Source organism: Methylotetracoccus oryzae, assembly GCF_006175985.1.
Taxonomy (GTDB): Bacteria; Pseudomonadota; Gammaproteobacteria; order Methylococcales; family Methylococcaceae; genus Methylotetracoccus; species Methylotetracoccus oryzae.
Map to the genome: position 1 here is coordinate 166,906 of NZ_SRSH01000010.1, position 16,967 is coordinate 183,872.

Here is a 16,967-nt window from a genome sequence, read left to right on the forward strand (position 1 = left end):
GAGCCGCCCAAGTATCCAGCACCATGGGGAAGACCCTCGATCAACGCATTGCCGACCGGATTCGGCGCAGCGACTCCGTGAAGCGGGGCGTTCAGCGCGCCGCGTTTCTGGCCCAGAAGGAGGAGATCGCGCAGGCCTTGGCCGCCGGCTGGTCGGTCAAGGACATCTGGCGCACCTTGTCCGAGGAAGGCCGCATCCGTGTCGGCTATCAGGCCTTCTGCGAGTACGTCAATCGCTGGATCCGGGAGCCCGTCGTGCCTCCCGCTCCATCACTGGCCCCGAACACGGGTGCCGTCTCGCGGCCGGACGGTCATCCCCGTCCGAAGCCCACGACCGGCTTCACCCTAAACCCCCAACCCAAGAAAGAGGACCTGGTCTGATGGCAAAGATCCATCTGGTGCTGCAAGCCAAAGGCGGCGTCGGCAAGAGCTTCATCAGCGCGATGCTGGCGCAGTACCACCAAGCCCAAGGAAAAACACCGTTGTGCATCGACACCGATCCGATGAACGCGACGTTCACCGGCTATGCCGCGTTGAACGTCCGGAAGCTGAGTCTGCTCAACGGCGACGAGATCGACGTCCGGAACTTCGATACCTTGCTGGACTGGCTGGCCAGCTCCGAGGTCGATGCCATCGTCGACAACGGTGCCGCGACGTTCGTGCCGTTGGTGAACTACCTGATGATCACCCAAACCCCGGCCCTGCTCGCCGAGCAGGGCCACGAACTGGTCATCCATACCGTCGTGACCGGCGGTCAGGCGCTGGTCGACACGGTCAGCGGGTGCTCGCACCTGATCAGCCAGTTTCCGGATCCGGCCACGTTCGTGGTCTGGCTCAATCCCTACTGGGGCCCGATCGAGAGTGACGGCAAGCCATTCTGGCAGTTCAAGGGTTATCTGGAGCATCGCGCCCGCATCGCCGCAGTGATCACCATCCCGGCGATGCAAGCGGCGACGTTCGGGCGCGATGTCGAAGACTTGTTGAAAGCCCGGTTGACGTTCGACGAAGCACTGGCCTCCCCGGACCGCTCCCTGGCAGTCCGCCAGCGCCTGAAGCTTTACCGTCAGGCGCTGTTCGAGGAGATCAGCGCATCGGGCGTCCTGTGATGGATCTGGAGGCGCTGATCGGCGAGATCGCCACGCGGCATGGCGTTGCCGTCAGCCGCGATGATCCAGTGATGATCCTGGCGACGCTGAACGAGCGGTTGATCGAGGAGAGTCGGGAAGCGCAACGCCAGTTGCTGGAAGAGTTCCGAATTGAAATGGCCGGCGCCTCCCAGCGCTGGAGCCAGGAGAGCCAGCAACGCGCCCAAAGTCTGCTGCAGCAAGCGGGCGAGTTGAATCGCGCTGCAGCGGCGGCGAGTGTCCAGCAGCATCGCACCGCGGTGACCGCTGCGGTGCGCAAGGAATTGGGCGCCGTGCAAACCGCCGTGCGCCAGCTGCGCGGACTGTTACTCCTGCAACTGGGCGTCAGTCTGCTGACACTGTTTATGCTTGTGGGTTTCGCATTTTGGCTGTTCCCTCACGGCGGGTGACGCCGTGAGGTGAGGCGCGCGGGTTTCGGCGAGAAGCGGAATCCCGCGCGCCAGGCTCAATATAGGCGCGATGGCGCTGAGCGGGCGCGATCGCTCATCTCAAAAGCGGCCGCGTTCCGGGAACGGCAACGCGGCCGCGCCGGCGGAGCGCTGGGCGGGGAAGGGACCCGCCCGGTGTCCTGACGTCTGGTCAGGCCGCCACGTCGACGGGTGCGGTGGCCTCGGTGTCGGGTTCTTCGTTCGTCTGTGTTGCCAGTAGGAAGTCGACCGCGCGCTGCGCATGCGCAGCGGCGGTGAATATGCAGCGCTTGTCATTCTGCAGGGCCTGCAACCAACTGTGAATGTAGGCCGCGTGATCTTCCCGCACCTCCGGCGTGATGCCGAGATCCGCGCACAGGAAGGCGGCGCCCAGCTCGGCGACCAGTTCTTCCAGGGCGTAGCCTTCATCGCCCCAGCGCTTCCGGCCGAAATCACGGTCCAGACGTGAGCCCGCTCCGCTCCAGTGGGTCATCTCATGCGCCAGGGTCGAGTAATACGCTTCCCCATCCTGAAAGGCCGCAAAAGGCGGCATCTGTACGTGATCAGTGACCGGGGTGTAATAGGCCCGGTTCCCGCCATGGCGAATCACGGCACCCGTACCCTTGAAGAACGCCTCCAAACGCGCATCGCGCCCCGCTTCGGGTTCGATGGATTGTTCTCCGGTTGCATAGTATGCCGGCGGCAAGCCTTCGATCTGCTCGACGTTGAACACGGTGTAGGACTTCAGGAACGGAACCTCCTTCTCGGTCTCCTCGCCGGTGGCCTCATTCGTCTCGGTCTTGCGAAAGGTGTCCGCGTAGACGACCAGCGAGCCCTTCTCGCCCTTCCGGACATGGGCGCTCAATGCGTCGGCCTGTTTGAAGGTCAACCACGTCGGGTTGCGGTAGCCATTCTCCAGGGTGGCGCCCCACAACAACAGCACATTGATGCCGCGGTACGGGGAGCCATTGGCCCGTAAGGGCCGGGAGATCCGCCCGACGGTGTTCTCGGCATTCCAGGGTTTAAGCCAGGGGCGAACGCCCTGGGCCAAGTCGGCCAGGATCTTGTCGGTGACGCGGGTGTAAAGGTCCAGCTTCGGGGAAGTCGTCTTGCGCATGGTCTTGCTCCTTTGTCGGGTGTGGTCTGCAGCAGCGGCTGCGGGCCTGCCCGTCGGCGAGACCGGGGGGTAGCAAGGGCCAGAACAATCACGGAAGGTTTGCGGCGTTCAGCCGGGAAAGCCGTTATTGTTCTGGCCGGCGCGAGGGGGCTGGGTCCCCTTAGTTGAGAAATCTCCGAAGAAGCCGGTTCATGCCCGACAGGTACCGAGGGGCGTGATCCGGCAAGAGGTCGCGGCGGTCGCGGCAGCGTCCGCCGCTCCATTTTCAGGAAGTACCGCTCCACGATCGGTGTGCTCAGTCAGGTCACGCACTCCGGGACCGCGAGTGAGGCCTTCGCGCCAATGGTAGTCGAGCCGCCGAACACCGAGGCGGCTGCGGCGCGGGTTCGCGATCCTGTCTGACGCGAGCGGGCAGGTCCAATCTAGCTTGTGCCTGCCAGTGCTCACAGCGACCCGGATCATCGACACAAGGGCGGTCCTGGAATACCGGAGCGGAAGCATAGCGCGGCTCGGGCTCGTTCGTTCCACCACAGTCCAGGCCTCGTTACCGGAGGCGTGGCAAGCGTTGGGGATCGAACCCTATTGGGAATCTTTACCATCGCTTACGCGCGTGGCTCCTTGAGTCGCCATTGCAGGAGGGGACCGTCGTCGCGGTGGAAGCGGCAACGGTCACAGTCGCTTTGCCCGGCGGTGGTCAGATCAAGGTTTGCGGCAGTGTCGAAGTCGGCCAGACCGTGTTCGTACGCGATGGCGTCGTCGAGTCCGTGGCGCCGAGTCTGCCGGTGGTGCTGATCGAGATCTGATGTCCCGCAAAGTCCTTCATCCCCGAACCCGACGCGAGCGGGTCTTTCTTTATCTGGAGCACCGCCATGCACGATCCCGTCACCACGCCGCAAGGCTCGGTCGACTATTTCTCGCTGATCCTCGCCCTGCTGTTCGGTCTGTGGGACGGCGTCGCGCGCTAACTCAACGAGGTGCTACAGGAGAAGCGGCAGTTCCATTTCTTCGAGCTGTGGGTCTCGGCCATGATCTCGGGATTCTGCGGCGTGCTGATCGGACTCCTGGCGCTGCACTTTGCGATGGAAGCGTACCTGGTGATGTTCGGCGCCGGCATGGCCGGCGGGATCGGGTGGCAGACGGTCGGCTGGCTGTTCTCGTTGGCCAAGCGGCGGGCGGCAAGGTTGGCTGGGTAGGAAAGCTGATCAATCCGTCAGCGCGCCTCGCTGGCGATGTCGCGGTGGGTGCCGCCGTGCCGGCGCAATCGCGTGGTCGCAACCGCTCGTTGAATTCATTCCGGAGCAAGGACGGCTTTGGGGCGATGGCAAGTCTTCTACCCTCAGCGCTAACTAAACTTCAACGGAGAAGCCTGAAGCAAAAGATACGCACACCGTTCCATGAACACCTCCGGGATGCAGTACGGGGCCATCATCTCGCCTATCGGCGATGGTGTGACCGCGGACGGTGCGAAACGGTGGTTCCTTTGCGAGGGCTGCAGGTCCATCTTCGACACCTACCTCAGCGTCGACAACCGCCCGATACGCTGTCCCCGCTGTCACGGCTTGGTCAGTCGAGTCAGTGCCATACCACCATCTCCGGAAGGATCGGCGCGACAGTGTGAGGTAAAGCATGCCTCAACGCGGGTTACTCGGATCATCTGCTTGGCGACCTCGCGAAAATGCTCAGGTCGCTGCATCGCCGGCAAGACGCTGGGCTCTGAGTCTTTCGGTGCTGTCTGGGTGCGCCCCGTGAGTGGTCGTCCGTCACACGAAATATCGGATCAAGAACGACGGTATGCGAATGGCCATGCGGTGAAGCTGCTTGAGATCCTCGATGTGCCCTGTCTTTACGCTCAGCCGGATCGTCACCAGTCAGAGAATATTTTGATTGATGACCGATGCTGCTGGACGTATCGCGGTACCGCCACCTCTGGGCTGGTGACCCGGTGCGTCGATGAACCAGAGCCTCTGTGGACAACAGGCTACTCGACTCTGCATGGTCGGAACGACCGAGTCCCGGAACATTTGCTCGATCCGGGCAAGGGTTCCCTCCGGTTTATCGCGCTGAACGGTCTGACCCTTGATGCTGGTCCGAAGGCGCCGCAGTTCGGTAACCAAAAGTTCGTTGTGAGAGCGAGCTTTGATTACGCCGGGAGTTGTTACACTCTCGACGTGACAGATCCAATCTGGGAGTCTGAATGTTGTCGCCGGGGTCAGGGTCGATTCAGTCTCGGGCCCGTCCTGGCGTGCATCAGCCTTGGAACCCTGTGGGAAGGGTATGCCTATAAGCTGGTGGCGTCGATCATCGAACCGAGCATGACCACAAGGTGAGTGAGCAACTGCTTACGATCGGGCATTCCAATCATGCTCTGGATCAATTTATCGCACTGTTACGCCGTCATGGCGTAACTGCCTTGGCGGACGTTCGCTCCCAGCCCTACAGCCGCCGCTTTCCCCATTTCTCGCGCGAGCCGCTCAGAGAGACCCTACGGGACGGCGGTGTGGAGTACGTATTTCTCGGGAAGGAGTTAGGTGCTCGCTCGCAAAATCCTGCCTGCTACCGAGGCGGGAAGGTTCACTACGCATCGTTGGCGATGGAGCCCACGTTTGAGACGGGCTTGGAGCGCCTCGTTCGGGGCATGGCGAACCATCAAATTGTCCTGATGTGTGCCGAACGAGATCCTCTGGAATGCCACCGGGCGGTACTGGTTGCAAGAGCGCTGCACGATCGTGGTGTGCCTGTGTCACACATACTCGGTGACGGAGCGCTGGAGCCGCACGGGGAAATGGAAGGCCGATTGCTGAGGCTGCTGAAGATCCCCGAAGGCGATCTTTTCAAGAGTCGAGCCGAATGCATACAGGAAGCGTATGAGATTCAGGGTGAACGGATTGCCTACTCTAATCCAAATTTCGCTGAGACCTAATCTGCACTTGGGCTCGCGCGCAGCCTTTGGAAGGCTTACGCTCTAACTTTCCACTCGTCCGCCGTTGACGCCAGGGCTCCGGCAGTTCGTAGTCGGCAAAGGATGCCAGCACCTCTGTCATGGGTACTTTTCCCAACAGTCTGCCGCGGGTTTCGGGTTAGAAGGGCTGGGTGATAACAGACCAGTCACCAAAAGGCTGCTTCGCGGAAAAATTCACGCGGCGCTCACTTTCCCCGGAACATCAGCCTGAACCGTCGCCTAGTCTTTAGTGAATCGGGCGTTATGAGCTATTTGGTTCGGGCGGCAGTGATGAGCCTTTGTGATCGTGACTGGTACCGGGAAGAAGCCCGTCAGCGCAGACGCGAAGGCGCGGGTGGTGACCGTTCGGCCAAAGAACGTCGTGCCGCATCCGCCTTCGAGCAATGGGCGAAACAGGCGCAGGCGAGAAGGAGTCGATCGCGTTCTGACCTTGGCCTGTTTCGCTGGATCGCCTTCTGGGTCCTGCTGTTGCTCGTAGCGTCGTTGGTCCTGCAATGGGCTTACGAAAACAGGGCACATTCGGTCGCTGTGAGGCACTCGCCCGCTCGGTCCAGCCCCCCTATTGGGCAACGCCAAACGACGAGCCCTGAAGAGCGCATCAATCCTTCCCCACCCACATTACCCGGACGTCTACTGATTGATCCCTCGTTGCCCCAGGGCCCGTCGAGTCCCAAGCCTGTCGTGCGGTATGCGGAACTGGCGCTGTCACCGCAGGCGAACGGCAACTATCTTACGCGGGGGACGATCAACGGCCGGGCGGTTCGCTTCCTGATCGATACCGGGGCCAGTTTCGTCACGGTTCCCGAACGACTCAAAGGGGCCTTGGGCCTATCGAGAGGTACCTATTTCAAAGTGCGGACCGCAAATGGAGTTGTCGGCAACTATGCGACCCGTATCGAACAGCTGTCGATCGGGCCACTGGCACTGCGTGAGGTCCCGGGCGCCCTCAATCCGCATGACTCCGACGACACGGTGTTGCTCGGCATGAGCGCTCTGCGAGGCTTCGAACTAATGCAGAGCCATGGCCAGTTGATCCTGAGGCAGCCGGCCGACTACGCGCAGCACGCTGCTGAGGCTTCGCCTGGGTCAACCCCAATGTTGGGCATGCCCTTGTTCAAGCGGCCGCTGTCGGCCTGTATGCGCTCGGACAAGTTGGTCGATGCACGCGTGCTGGCATGCATGGAAGGACGCTGAGCGAGGCATCAGCGCCCGGAACCCTGTCCTTTAGCCCCGACAACGCGGCCTCGCGATCCTGGCCAAAACCGGCCGGCAGATCGAAGCGACGCTGCGCCTGCCGCTGTTGATCGAGACAGGCGTCATCGAAGCCAGGAGGTGTTGGAGCTCAATGATCGCTGAGGGATCAGTCTAGGATGTCGCGTCCAACCGGAAGCGCGAGCAGATGCTCGAATTGAGCAGTGCTAGGGCAGAGCACTACCCGTAGCTGACTAAACGGCGTGAATTTCGGTCGCAAACTCGCTTATCATGCGAGTCGAGGGCAAAGCAAGAATGGCGACCGCTGAACAAATAAAAGCTTTATTGAGAAGTCACGCGGATCGTGATGATCCACGGTTCTATTCTATCGCCTTACAGGTAGCCGCCCAGGAAGCACGACAGGGACATCACAAACTGGCTAGTGACATCAAGGCCATGGTCGAGAAGTCCCAGGCGGCTGCGAACCTGAGGCCAGCAACTTCAAAGCCGACTCCTTTGATTCAACAGCCCAAGGGGGACCTTAAAGGCCTCTTGGAGCTGACTCACGCTCAGATCCGCGGTAGCGAACTGGTCTTGGTCCGTGCCGTTCGCGAGCGCCTCGACCAGGTGCTTTTGGAACAGCGCCAAAAGGATAGACTCGCTCAGTTCGGTCTTTTTGCCCGAAGGAAATTGCTATTCACAGGATCACCGGGCACCGGGAAGACAATGTCCGCTGCGGTTCTGGCAACTGAGCTTCGGTTGCCCCTCTACACGATCGTCCTCGACAGCCTTATCACGCGCTTCATGGGTGAGACCGCTGCGAAGCTTCGTTTGGTTTTCGATCATATCAAGCAGACCCGCGCCGTCTATTTGTTCGACGAGTTCGATGCCATCGGAACCCAGCGCGGCTCTCAAAATGACGTTGGCGAGATTCGACGAGTGCTCAACTCGTTCCTATTGTTCGTTGAGCAGGATGATTCCGAAAGCGTGATCATCGCGGCCACCAATCACCCTGAACTTCTCGACAAGGCTCTCTACCGTCGCTTTGACGACATCATTCGATTTGAAAAACCAGGTAGAGAGCAAATCCAAGCTCTAGTTGAGAACCGCTTGGCGCTGTTTGAAACCGGTTCGCTGGTGTGGGATGAGATCACGGCTGCCGCAGAAGGATTGAGCGCAGCAGAAGTGACTCGAGCGTCTGAGGACGCCGCGAAGGAGGCTGTCCTGCACCATGCAGGCAAGATCTCAACGTCACTCGTCATCAAGGCTATTGAACGGCGCCACACTGGCAAGGATTAAGGGGACTCAATGCCCGAATGGAAGCGACACATCCTGGTTAATGGATTCGCCCACAACGAAGACTTTCGATCCAGAAAGCAACCGCGGAATCCTCAAATTCCTCCCCAAGACCGAGTCGCGCATGGGCAATATCTTTCGTCACATTACAGCGCACTGGTTGACCAATTTGAAGCGCGGCGGGCTCTAGCTGAAAGCCCGATAACAGAAGACATCGGGATCTATGTAGAGATTGTGAGTGCCCCAGGCTGTGAACTTCCATTGGACAGCTTGGATACGCGCGATTTCAAGCTTCGATCGTGCCGCAAAGAGGAAGATCACGAAGTCGCTCTGGTTTTTATACCAGAACCCAGGCGGCGAGCTTTTCAGAAAAAGCTGGCGCAGTACCTCGACCCCGAAAAGGACGGAAAGGTTGGGCCACGAAACCACAACCTAGTCGATAGTATCGCCCAGATCAAGCTGGCTGACCTGCAGTCATTTTGGACTGACGACCCGCAATACTTTCCCAATGACCCGGATCAGGCGATATGGTGGGAACTGTGGCTGAACAAGCGGAGCTTAGACGAGAATACTCTCGGTATCGCTCGACGTCTTGCGGACCGGATAAACGGCCGGATGGGCAACACTTCGATCGATTTCTTCGATAGCGTCGTAGTCTTGATCCGGGCTTCTGCACACCAGTTAGAAGACGCGCTGGAGTTAATCGCATCACTTGAAGAGCTGCGTCGAGCCAGGGAGACGCCGACCGTATTCGTTGAATCTTCGCCGAAAGATCAGCAGCAGTGGGCTGAGGATTTGTTACAGCGAATAGTGTACGACGATGGCGTATCCACCGCAGTTACCATTCTTGATGCCGGCGTCAACTATCAGCATTCGATAATAGCCACTGTCTGCAGTTCAGCGTATGCCGAGCGCTGGAATCCTAAGTGGCCGTATTTCGACGCTGTTGATCCTGCAACTCCGTTGGCGCCTTTCAATGATCACGGGTCTAGACAAGCAGGACTTGCCACATTTGGTGATCTGCAAGCGGAATTGGTAAGTGACCAACCCGTTGTTCTGAGACACCGCATAGAGTCCGGACGCATACTGCCGCCGATCGGTGTGAATGATCCGGATTTGTATGGCGCTGTAACCGTTGGCACAGCAGCGAAGCTGGAGATTGAGCGGCCACAGCTGAACCGAGCTTATTCACTTGCTGTGACCGCCGACCCCGAAGGGATGGGTGGACAACCATCATCTTGGTCGGCCGAGATCGATCAGTTCACGTCCGGTGTGTCGGACGGAAGACCCCGCCTTTTCGTGATTTCTGCCGGTAACAATCGAAATGTGTTGCCGCACACCGATTACTGGGACCAAGTCCACCTCGCTGAGATCGAGGATCCCGCCCAGGCATGGAATGCGCTTACGGTCGGTGCGTACACTGAGAAGACAACCAACGATGATCCGAGTTTTGAGGGATGGTCACCGTTCGCGCGCTACGGTGATGTCGCGCCTGCATCGCGATCCTCGGTGAACTGGCAGTGGCGGAAGCATGCTCCCTACAAGCCCGATCTCGTCGCGGAGGGAGGTAATAGGCTGATATCGCCTGACCATACCGAGATTACTGATGCTGATGTCGTGTCCTTGTTGACAACATCGGGTAGAACCACCGGACAGCTCTTCGAAGTCACCGCAGATACGAGTGCAGCCTGTGCCTTGGTATCTCGCCAGGCAGCCATACTCATGAGTGACTATCCTGAATACGGGCCGGAAACAATACGCGGCCTGCTGGTGCACTCAGCCGAATGGACCGACCGTATGTGGGAGAGATTTGGATTACTGCTGAGACAGCATAGCAACAAAGTCGCAAAAGAGACGATGCTGCGAACCGTTGGCTATGGTGTTCCGAAATTGGAGCGTGCCCGGTACAGCGCCAATCACGCTTTGACGCTTATCGCTCAAGACCGACTGCAACCGTTCACTAGAAAGGCGGAGGCAGGAAATTCCGGCGACCCAACGCTGAACGAAATGCAGCTGTATCAGTTGCCGTGGCCTGTTGAGTCGTTGCTGCAACTCCCTCCGGAATTGGAGGTAAGGCTTCGCGTTACGTTGTCGTACTTCATCGAGCCGAATCCCGGCAGACGTGGATATCGTCGGCGGTTTAGCTACCAGTCGCATGGACTTCGTTTTGAGGTGATACGTCCCGGCCAGACCCTGGAGAACTTCCGCGCGTTCATCAATGGATTAGCGGATGCAGATGACTATGACGGGCCCGAGGGCGATGCCGATGGCTGGCATCTGGGGCCACAGTTGCGCACCCGTGGTTCCCTCCATTCAGACGTCTGGACTGGCTCGGCTGCTGCACTTGCGGATATGCACACCATCGCTGTGTACCCCGTCGGTGGATGGTGGAAGTATCGTAGGGCTGACGATCGTTGGCAAAAAAATGTCTCCTACAGCCTCATCGTGAGCATTGACGTGCCCGATGAAACAGTGGACATCTACTCGGTTGTGTCCAACTTGGTTGAAACACGCGTCTCGGTCGAAACATAAACAGGAACTCGGGGGAACGCTTTGACCGTTGATTCTGATTCAAGCGCTACGCGTCCAGATCTCGGTGAACTCCTGCTGTCCCTGGTCCCCACGGATGGCACCCCAATCGGTAATGTCGCCTTGCGGCGGGCCATGGAGGCCAGACTTGCCGCCGAAGGTCGCATACTGGCCGAACAGGACTACTGGGAGGCCCACACCACGCTGATCGCCCAAGGCCTGCTGCTCAAAGGCCAGGGCCGCGGCGGCTCGGTACGCCGACCGGTGCAGGTCGAGTCGCCGGATGAAAGCTTCACCTTGCAAACGATTTCGCCGTCTGCAGAAGAACCGGCTGATGCGGTCAAAGCGCGTGCCCCAAGTCGTGCAGGCCCGCGGATGGCTGTTGCCGACCAGGCGGCGCAGATCATCGCCTACCGCCATACCGACAAGCGTAAGAACAATCCGGAAGTCGGCATGGTCACGCCGGCCACCGATCCGGATGGCGACAAAACCCGCTGGGCCTATGATCCGCATCTGGATCCGGCCCTTCAATTCGACTCGCAGCGGGCCGCGATCGAGACGCTGATCGACGAGGCGCTGGCCTCCGGCGATGCCGAGCGGATGCGCGAAGCGCTGGAGGAACTCAAGCGCCGGCAAACCCCTTACCTCAACTGGGCCGGCAAGGCGGAGCGTACGAGTTTCGAGATCGACACGGTCAGTCTGCATGTCCACGAACGGGTGGACCCGGCCAGCATCCTGTCGGCCGTGCGCAAGGCCATGAAGGTGGAGGGCAAAAGCAAGGGTGCGGTGGCAGCCTTCCAGTACGACTTGTTCAATGCCCCGTTTGAAAACCTGCCGCTGCGCGACGCGATCGATTTCTACCGGCACGAACGCGGTTGGGCGAACCGGTTGATCGCCGGCGACAGCCTGCTGGTCATGAACAGTCTGCTGCAAAAGGAGAGCATGGCCGCCCGGGTGCAGATGATCTACATCGACCCGCCTTATGGCATCAAGTACGGCAGCAATTTCAGCCTTTCGTCGGCAAGCGTGACGTCAAGGACCGCAACGACGCGGACCTGACCCAGGAACCCGAAATGATCAAGGCATTTCGGGATACCTGGGAACTGGGCATCCATTCCTACCTGACTTACCTGCGTGACCGGTTATTGCTGGCGCGCGAGCTCTTGCATGAGTCGGGCAGCCTGTTCGTGCAGATTTCGGATGAGAATCTTCATCACGTGCGAGAGTTGTTGGACGAGATATTTGGAGCCAGGAATCTTGTTTCTGTTATTACATTCAAAAAAACTTCTGGCGCCGGCAGCTTTGCGGGAGGAACTAATGTATTGCCCGCTACCTCAGATTACTTGCTTTGGTTCGCACGCAATCTAGAGCGTGTGAAATATCACCAACTTTTCAGAGATAAGGAAGCCGGTGGAGCGGGTGGAGGAGCTTATTCCTGGAAACTGGCGTCGTCAGGTGCGCGACTACGGGCAAATGAACAAGAAAGAATCCAACCGCCACCGGGAACAAGAATTTTTCGTGCCGACAATTTGACCTCGCAGACTACCCGCGTAGGACAAACCACGGTCTTCGACGTATTGTTATATGGTCAGGTCTTCCGGCCGTCAAAGGGCGGATGGAAGACGAATACATCAGGCATGCAACATCTTGTAAGGGCGGATAGGTTGATCGCTCTAGGAAACACGCTTTCATACGTTCGGTTTATCGATGACTTCCCGGCATTTTCCTTGAATAACTTCTGGGATGACACAACTACAGCTGGTTTCGCAGACGACAAGTCCTATGTAGTGCAAACGAACCAGCGCGTTATCGAACGCTGCCTGCTCATGACCACCGACCCCGGGGATTTGGTCCTCGACCCCACCTGCGGCTCCGGTACCACAGCCTTCGTCGCCGAGAAATGGGGCCGTCGCTGGATCACCTGCGACACGTCGCGCGTCGCGATCACGCTGGCCAAACAGCGGTTGATGACGGCCAGCTATGACTACTTCGAGCTGAAATACCCGCATGAGGGACTCAAGGGCGGCTTCATCTACAAGACCGTCCCGCACGTCACACTGAAGTCCATCGCCAACAATCCCGACATCGATACGATCTACGAACGGCTACATCCGGCGATCGCGTCGGCGCTGTCCGAGCTGAATGACATCCTCAAGACCCATCCACCCGCGCAGCGCTACACCGTTACTGAAGGCGCACGGAAGGGCCAGCAACTCGCGCTTGGCTCGGCGGAGCAGGCTTTTTCGGAATGGGAAGTGCCCTTCGACTTTCCCGAAGGCTGGGATCAGGCGGTGCGGCCCGCCTTCGACGCCTTTCACGTTGCACGGCAAGCGATGCAGCGCGAGATGGACCGCAGTATCGCGGCCCATGCCTATCAGGAGACCTTGTATGACCAGCCGGCCGTCTCCAAGACCAAGCTGCGCATCAGCGGCCCATTCACGGTGGAGGCCGTGCCGTTCCCGAGCGTCAAATCGCTCGACGAGGCCAGCGGTCCGGATGAAGCCGACACCAGCATCGCCCGCACCGGGGAAAGCGGGCGACAACATCAATGGCGCGATGAACTGCTGAAGACCGGAATCCGCGGCAAGGGCGGGCAGCGGCTCACGTTCGCCGACCTCGAGGCGCTGCCGGCCGATGCCGACTTCCGCCATCTGCACGCCAGCGGACATCTCGATAGTGGCGAGCGCGTCGTCGTCAGTTTTGGGCCCGAGCACGCGGCGCTGGAACAACGCCAGGTCGCCAATGCGCTGAACGAGGCCGGCAACCTGTTCCCGCTCCCGAAGATGATCGTGTTCTGCGCCTTCACCTTCGATCCGGAAGCGGCCAAGGACATCGACGCGATCAAGGGCATCACCGCGCTGAAGGCGCAGATGAACACCGATCTGCTGACCGAGGATCTGAAGAAGGCTCGCGCCAGCAATCAAAGCTTCTGGCTGATGGGCCAGCCCGAGGTCGAGGTGCGAACCCGCGCGGATGGTCTGTATGAGGTCGAAGTCCATGGCTTCGACTACTTCGATACCGTCAAAGGCGAACTGGTCTCCGGCGGTAAGAGCAAGATCGCGCTGTGGCTGCTGGACACCGACTACGATGAGCGCAGCCTGTTTCCGCGCCAGGTGTTTTTTCCGATGGCCGGTAAGGGCGAAGGTTGGGAGAAGCTCAAGAAGGATATCCGCGCGGAACTGGACGAGACGCGCCTGGCGGCTTTTCACGGCACCGTCAGCCTGCCGTTCGAGGTTGGCGACAACCGCAAGATCGCGGTCAAGATCGTCGATGACCGGGGTATCGAATCGCTCAAAGTGATCCCGCTGAATTGAAGTCTTGGGCGCGATGGCATCTCCCAAGTCCCTGATCATCAGTTCGCCGTTCGAGCGGCCGACCAACCATTGGCGGCGCGCCAGCGACAGCCGGCTGGATCTGGTCGAGGGCCGGCGCCCCGCGGGCTATGAGATCTTCGATACCCGCAATAACACCGTGCGCGGCGTGGAACTGGACCTCGTCAACCGCATCCGGCAGCGGGTCGATGACTGGCGGCAGGCGGATTATCCTGGCGTCACGGCGGTCACGCGGCAGTTGTTGGCGCATTGGCGCGATCCGGACGCGACCCGGCTTTACGCCTTCTACTTCTGCCAGCTCGAAGCGATCGAGACCCTGATCTGGCACGTCGAGGGCGCCGCAGAATTCAAGCAAGGCATTGGCATTCCGGGGGACGGCGGGGCCTTCGAACGGCTGTGCAACAAGATGGCGACGGGCAGCGGCAAGACCACGGTGATGGCCATGATCATTACCTGGCAGGTGCTCAACGCGCTGACCTATCCGAAGCGCAACAGGGATTTCTCCCGCGCGATCTTCATCGTGGCGCCGGGCCTGACGGTCAAGGAGCGCTTGCAGGTCCTGCTGCCGGGCCACCCGGAGAATTACTACGACGGGTTCTCGCTGTGCCCGAACGAGGCCTTGCGCCAGAAGCTCAACCAGGTCGAGTTGCTGATCGACAATTGGCACAACCTGATGCCAAAGAAGGAGCCCGACCGCTCGGTGGTCAAGAAGGGCGCCGAGAGCGACGAGGCCTATGTGCGGCGCGTGCTGGGCAAGCTGGCGATCTACAAGGATCTGGCCATCATCAATGACGAGGCCCACCACGCCTACCGCAAGCCTGCCGAGCTCAAGGTCAGCAAGAAGGATGCGGAAGCGCTCGGTATCGATCTGGATGAAGCCACCCGATGGATTGAGGGACTGGACCGCATTCACAAGATGCGCCGGATCTCGCGGTGTTTCGACCTGTCCGCGACACCTTTCGCCCCGACCGGCAAGACCAGCACCGAAGCGGCCTTGTTCGAGTGGGTCGTCTCGGATTTCGGCCTCAACGATGCGATCGAGGCCGGGTTGGTCAAGACCCCACGGGTGGTGATTCGCGACAACGCCTTGCCCAACGCCCAGACCTATCGCAGCAAGTTGTACCACCTGTACCGCGAACCGGAAGTCGTCGAAGACCTGAACCGGCGCGGCGCCGCGCCCAGCGAAGCCTTACCCTCACTGGTACAGGAAGCCTATACCCTGCTCGGGGCCGATTGGCGCGAGACGCTGATTGCCTGGCGCGATGCTGGCCACCTGTCGCCGCCGGTGATGCTGACCGTGTGCAATCGCACCGAAACGGCAGCGCGTATCGAGCACTTCTTTCGTCAAGGCGATGCCTACTGGCCGGAGCTCAAGGCGCCGGAACGCACTTTGCGCGTCGATTCGCGGGTGCTGGAGAAGGCGGAAATCGGCGAGACGTCCGGCACCGACAAGGCGTACGAAGCGGTGCTGCACGCCATCCTCGACGCTGCCGACATCCCGGAAACCCGCAAGGACGACCTCCGGTCCTTGAAAAAGGAAGAATTGCTGCGCGCCATCGTCGACAACGTCGGCAAACGCGGCACGGCCGGCCAGGATCTACAGAATGTGATTTCGGTGGCGATGCTGTCCGAAGGCTGGGATGCCAAGAATGTCACCCACATCATGGGGCTCCGGGCTTTCACCAGTCAGTTGCTGTGCGAGCAGGTGATCGGTCGCGGGCTACGGCGTGTGTCCTACGACACCGAGCCCGTCGTGTGCCCGGACGGCCAAACCCGCGACTTGTTCCGAGCCGAATTCGTCAATGTGTTCGGGGTGCCGCTCTCGATCTTTCAGGATGTCGGCGACGATGGGAAACCGCCGCCGCCCCCGAAGCCCAGCACGCAGATCGAATCGATCCCCGACCGCGCCGAGTTGGAAATTGCCTGGCCGAATGTGCTGCGGGTGGACGTGGTGGTGCGGCCAGCGCTGACGATCGATTGGTCCCAGATGCCGCCGCTGAAGATCGATCCGGCGCTGGTCCATGTGAGCGCCGATCTAGCACCTGCGCTGGGCGGCGCGGCCGATTTGTCAAAGGCGGTGTCGATCGACCTGGAGGCGCTGCCAGAGGAGTTTCGCCTGCAACGGTTGCTGTTCCTGGCCGCCCGCAAGGCACTCGCCAGCCTCGAACACGGTTTCGCCGGCGGACGTGAACTGTTGATCCAGCAACTGGTGCGGCTGGTCGAGCAGTTTTTCAATTCGGACCAGTTGGAGATTCCGTCGCTGTTCCATCAGGACCCGCTCCGCAAGCGCATCCTGATCGCCTTGTCCATCGACGTGGTGGTTCAGCACGTTGTCGCGCAGATTCAACAGCAGAACACCGAACGCCTGGAACCGGTGTTCGATCCCGAGTTTCCCATTGGCTCGACGCGGTTGATGCGCACCTGGTATTCGACCAAGCCCTGTCTCGAAACGGGCAAGTCGCAGATCAGCCACGCGGTGGCCGACAGCACCTGGGAGCACTACACGGCGTCACTGCTCGAACAGCGGCCCGAGGTAGCGGCCTACGCCAAGAACGACCATCTGGGGTTCCAGATCTACTACCTATGGCGCGGCAGCAAGCGCCGCTTCCTGCCCGACTTCTTGATTCGCCTGGCCAACGGCAAATTCATGGTGCTGGAGATCAAGGGCGAGGATTCGGACCAGAACCGTAGCAAGCGCCTGGCGCTCGATGCCTGGGTGCGCGCCGTCAACGACCGCGGTGGATTTGGTACCTGGTGCTGGGACGTAGTCAAGGGTGAACCATCGAGGTTGATCGATGTGATCAAGCATCACTCAATGACTGCGGGGCACCGTGAGCCGATTGGCGAGGGATTATGAACTGGACGGCGGCGGAAGTTTTCAAGGTAGTTGTCGCCTCGGTGCTTAAGCTTCATGCGGCTTTTTGGGACGGTTGGGTCAGCTCCTTGTCAGGGTGGTCAGGCGTGTTGGTCTGGTCCGGGTTCAAGTGAACGA

Annotated in this window: 14 protein-coding genes; 13 read left to right on the plus strand and 1 reads right to left on the minus strand. The window is 60.0% G+C overall.

What is annotated here, in order from left to right:
• Positions 1–23: 23 nt before the first annotated feature.
• Genes BWR02_RS12025 through traM form a run of 3 tightly spaced genes read left to right on the plus strand, consistent with a single transcriptional unit; the run spans position 24 to position 1,533 of the window.
• Positions 24–380, plus strand: coding sequence for a TraK family protein (locus tag BWR02_RS12025; protein WP_139557999.1), 357 nt, complete (start codon positions 24–26; stop codon positions 378–380).
• Entirely contained in the window at positions 380–1,105 is a 726-nt protein-coding gene (locus tag BWR02_RS12030; RefSeq protein WP_139558000.1) for a nucleotide-binding protein, read from the plus strand. Before BWR02_RS12025 ends, BWR02_RS12030 begins: the two co-directional genes overlap by 1 nt.
• Positions 1,105–1,533, plus strand: coding sequence for a conjugal transfer transcriptional regulator TraM (gene traM / locus BWR02_RS12035; protein ID WP_139558001.1), 429 nt, complete (start codon positions 1,105–1,107; stop codon positions 1,531–1,533). The genes BWR02_RS12030 and traM overlap by 1 nt, the downstream gene beginning before the upstream one ends.
• A gap of 190 nt (positions 1,534–1,723) precedes the next feature.
• Here traM and BWR02_RS12040 read toward each other — a convergent pair whose 3' ends face one another.
• Positions 1,724–2,668: an ArdC family protein gene (locus tag BWR02_RS12040; RefSeq protein WP_139558002.1), complete on the minus strand. Its 945-nt coding sequence runs from the start codon at positions 2,666–2,668 to the stop codon at positions 1,724–1,726.
• A 629-nt stretch (positions 2,669–3,297) separates the two neighbouring features.
• Between BWR02_RS12040 and BWR02_RS12045 the strand changes: the two genes are divergently transcribed.
• The 10 genes from BWR02_RS12045 to BWR02_RS12080 all read left to right on the plus strand — a co-directional run bounded on the left by BWR02_RS12045 (position 3,298) and on the right by BWR02_RS12080 (position 16,832).
• Positions 3,298–3,471: a hypothetical protein gene (locus BWR02_RS12045; RefSeq protein WP_236102184.1), complete on the plus strand. Its 174-nt coding sequence runs from the start codon at positions 3,298–3,300 to the stop codon at positions 3,469–3,471.
• A gap of 171 nt (positions 3,472–3,642) precedes the next feature.
• Positions 3,643–3,861, plus strand: coding sequence for a hypothetical protein (locus tag BWR02_RS12050; protein WP_139558004.1), 219 nt, complete (start codon positions 3,643–3,645; stop codon positions 3,859–3,861).
• 216 nt (positions 3,862–4,077) lie between these two features.
• Positions 4,078–4,995, plus strand: coding sequence for a dual OB domain-containing protein (locus BWR02_RS21660; RefSeq protein ID WP_407941074.1), 918 nt, complete (start codon positions 4,078–4,080; stop codon positions 4,993–4,995).
• Positions 4,992–5,588 (plus strand): DUF488 domain-containing protein, encoded by a 597-nt coding sequence (locus BWR02_RS12055; protein ID WP_139558005.1) that lies wholly within the window; start codon positions 4,992–4,994, stop codon positions 5,586–5,588. The genes BWR02_RS21660 and BWR02_RS12055 overlap by 4 nt, the downstream gene beginning before the upstream one ends.
• Before the next feature lie 720 nt (positions 5,589–6,308).
• The gene (locus BWR02_RS20890; RefSeq protein ID WP_162560120.1) at positions 6,309–6,821 is read left to right on the plus strand and encodes a retropepsin-like aspartic protease family protein; all 513 of its coding nucleotides are present in this window, start codon (positions 6,309–6,311) and stop codon (positions 6,819–6,821) included.
• 312 nt (positions 6,822–7,133) lie between these two features.
• Entirely contained in the window at positions 7,134–8,117 is a 984-nt protein-coding gene (locus BWR02_RS12065; RefSeq protein ID WP_139558007.1) for an AAA family ATPase, read from the plus strand.
• A gap of 258 nt (positions 8,118–8,375) precedes the next feature.
• Positions 8,376–10,646 (plus strand): S8 family peptidase, encoded by a 2,271-nt coding sequence (locus tag BWR02_RS12070; protein ID WP_236102186.1) that lies wholly within the window; start codon positions 8,376–8,378, stop codon positions 10,644–10,646.
• Positions 10,647–10,778: 132 nt separating this feature from the next.
• Positions 10,779–11,702: a hypothetical protein gene (locus tag BWR02_RS21290; RefSeq protein WP_236102188.1), complete on the plus strand. Its 924-nt coding sequence runs from the start codon at positions 10,779–10,781 to the stop codon at positions 11,700–11,702.
• Positions 11,703–11,716: 14 nt separating this feature from the next.
• Positions 11,717–13,957, plus strand: a complete 2,241-nt coding sequence (locus tag BWR02_RS12075) for a site-specific DNA-methyltransferase (protein WP_236102194.1) — start codon at positions 11,717–11,719, stop codon at positions 13,955–13,957.
• Positions 13,958–13,970: 13 nt separating this feature from the next.
• Complete coding sequence (locus tag BWR02_RS12080) at positions 13,971–16,832, plus strand: BPTD_3080 family restriction endonuclease (RefSeq protein WP_139558009.1); 2,862 nt, start codon at positions 13,971–13,973, stop codon at positions 16,830–16,832.
• The last annotated feature ends 135 nt before the right edge of the window (positions 16,833–16,967 follow it).

Bases quoted from the DNA above. Each gene is read 5' to 3' on its own strand.
- BWR02_RS12025 (WP_139557999.1), top strand. From the start codon at position 24: ATGGGGAAGACCCTCGATCAACGCATTGCCGACCGGATTCGGCGCAGC.
- BWR02_RS12030 (WP_139558000.1), top strand. From the start codon at position 380: ATGGCAAAGATCCATCTGGTGCTGCAAGCCAAAGGCGGCGTCGGCAAG.
- traM (WP_139558001.1), top strand. From the start codon at position 1,105: ATGGATCTGGAGGCGCTGATCGGCGAGATCGCCACGCGGCATGGCGTT.
- BWR02_RS12040 (WP_139558002.1), bottom strand. From the start codon at position 2,668: ATGCGCAAGACGACTTCCCCGAAGCTGGACCTTTACACCCGCGTCACC.
- BWR02_RS21660 (WP_407941074.1), top strand. From the start codon at position 4,078: ATGCAGTACGGGGCCATCATCTCGCCTATCGGCGATGGTGTGACCGCG.
- BWR02_RS12065 (WP_139558007.1), top strand. From the start codon at position 7,134: ATGGCGACCGCTGAACAAATAAAAGCTTTATTGAGAAGTCACGCGGAT.
- BWR02_RS21290 (WP_236102188.1), top strand. From the start codon at position 10,779: ATGGAGGCCAGACTTGCCGCCGAAGGTCGCATACTGGCCGAACAGGAC.
- BWR02_RS12075 (WP_236102194.1), top strand. From the start codon at position 11,717: ATGATCAAGGCATTTCGGGATACCTGGGAACTGGGCATCCATTCCTAC.
- BWR02_RS12080 (WP_139558009.1), top strand. From the start codon at position 13,971: ATGGCATCTCCCAAGTCCCTGATCATCAGTTCGCCGTTCGAGCGGCCG.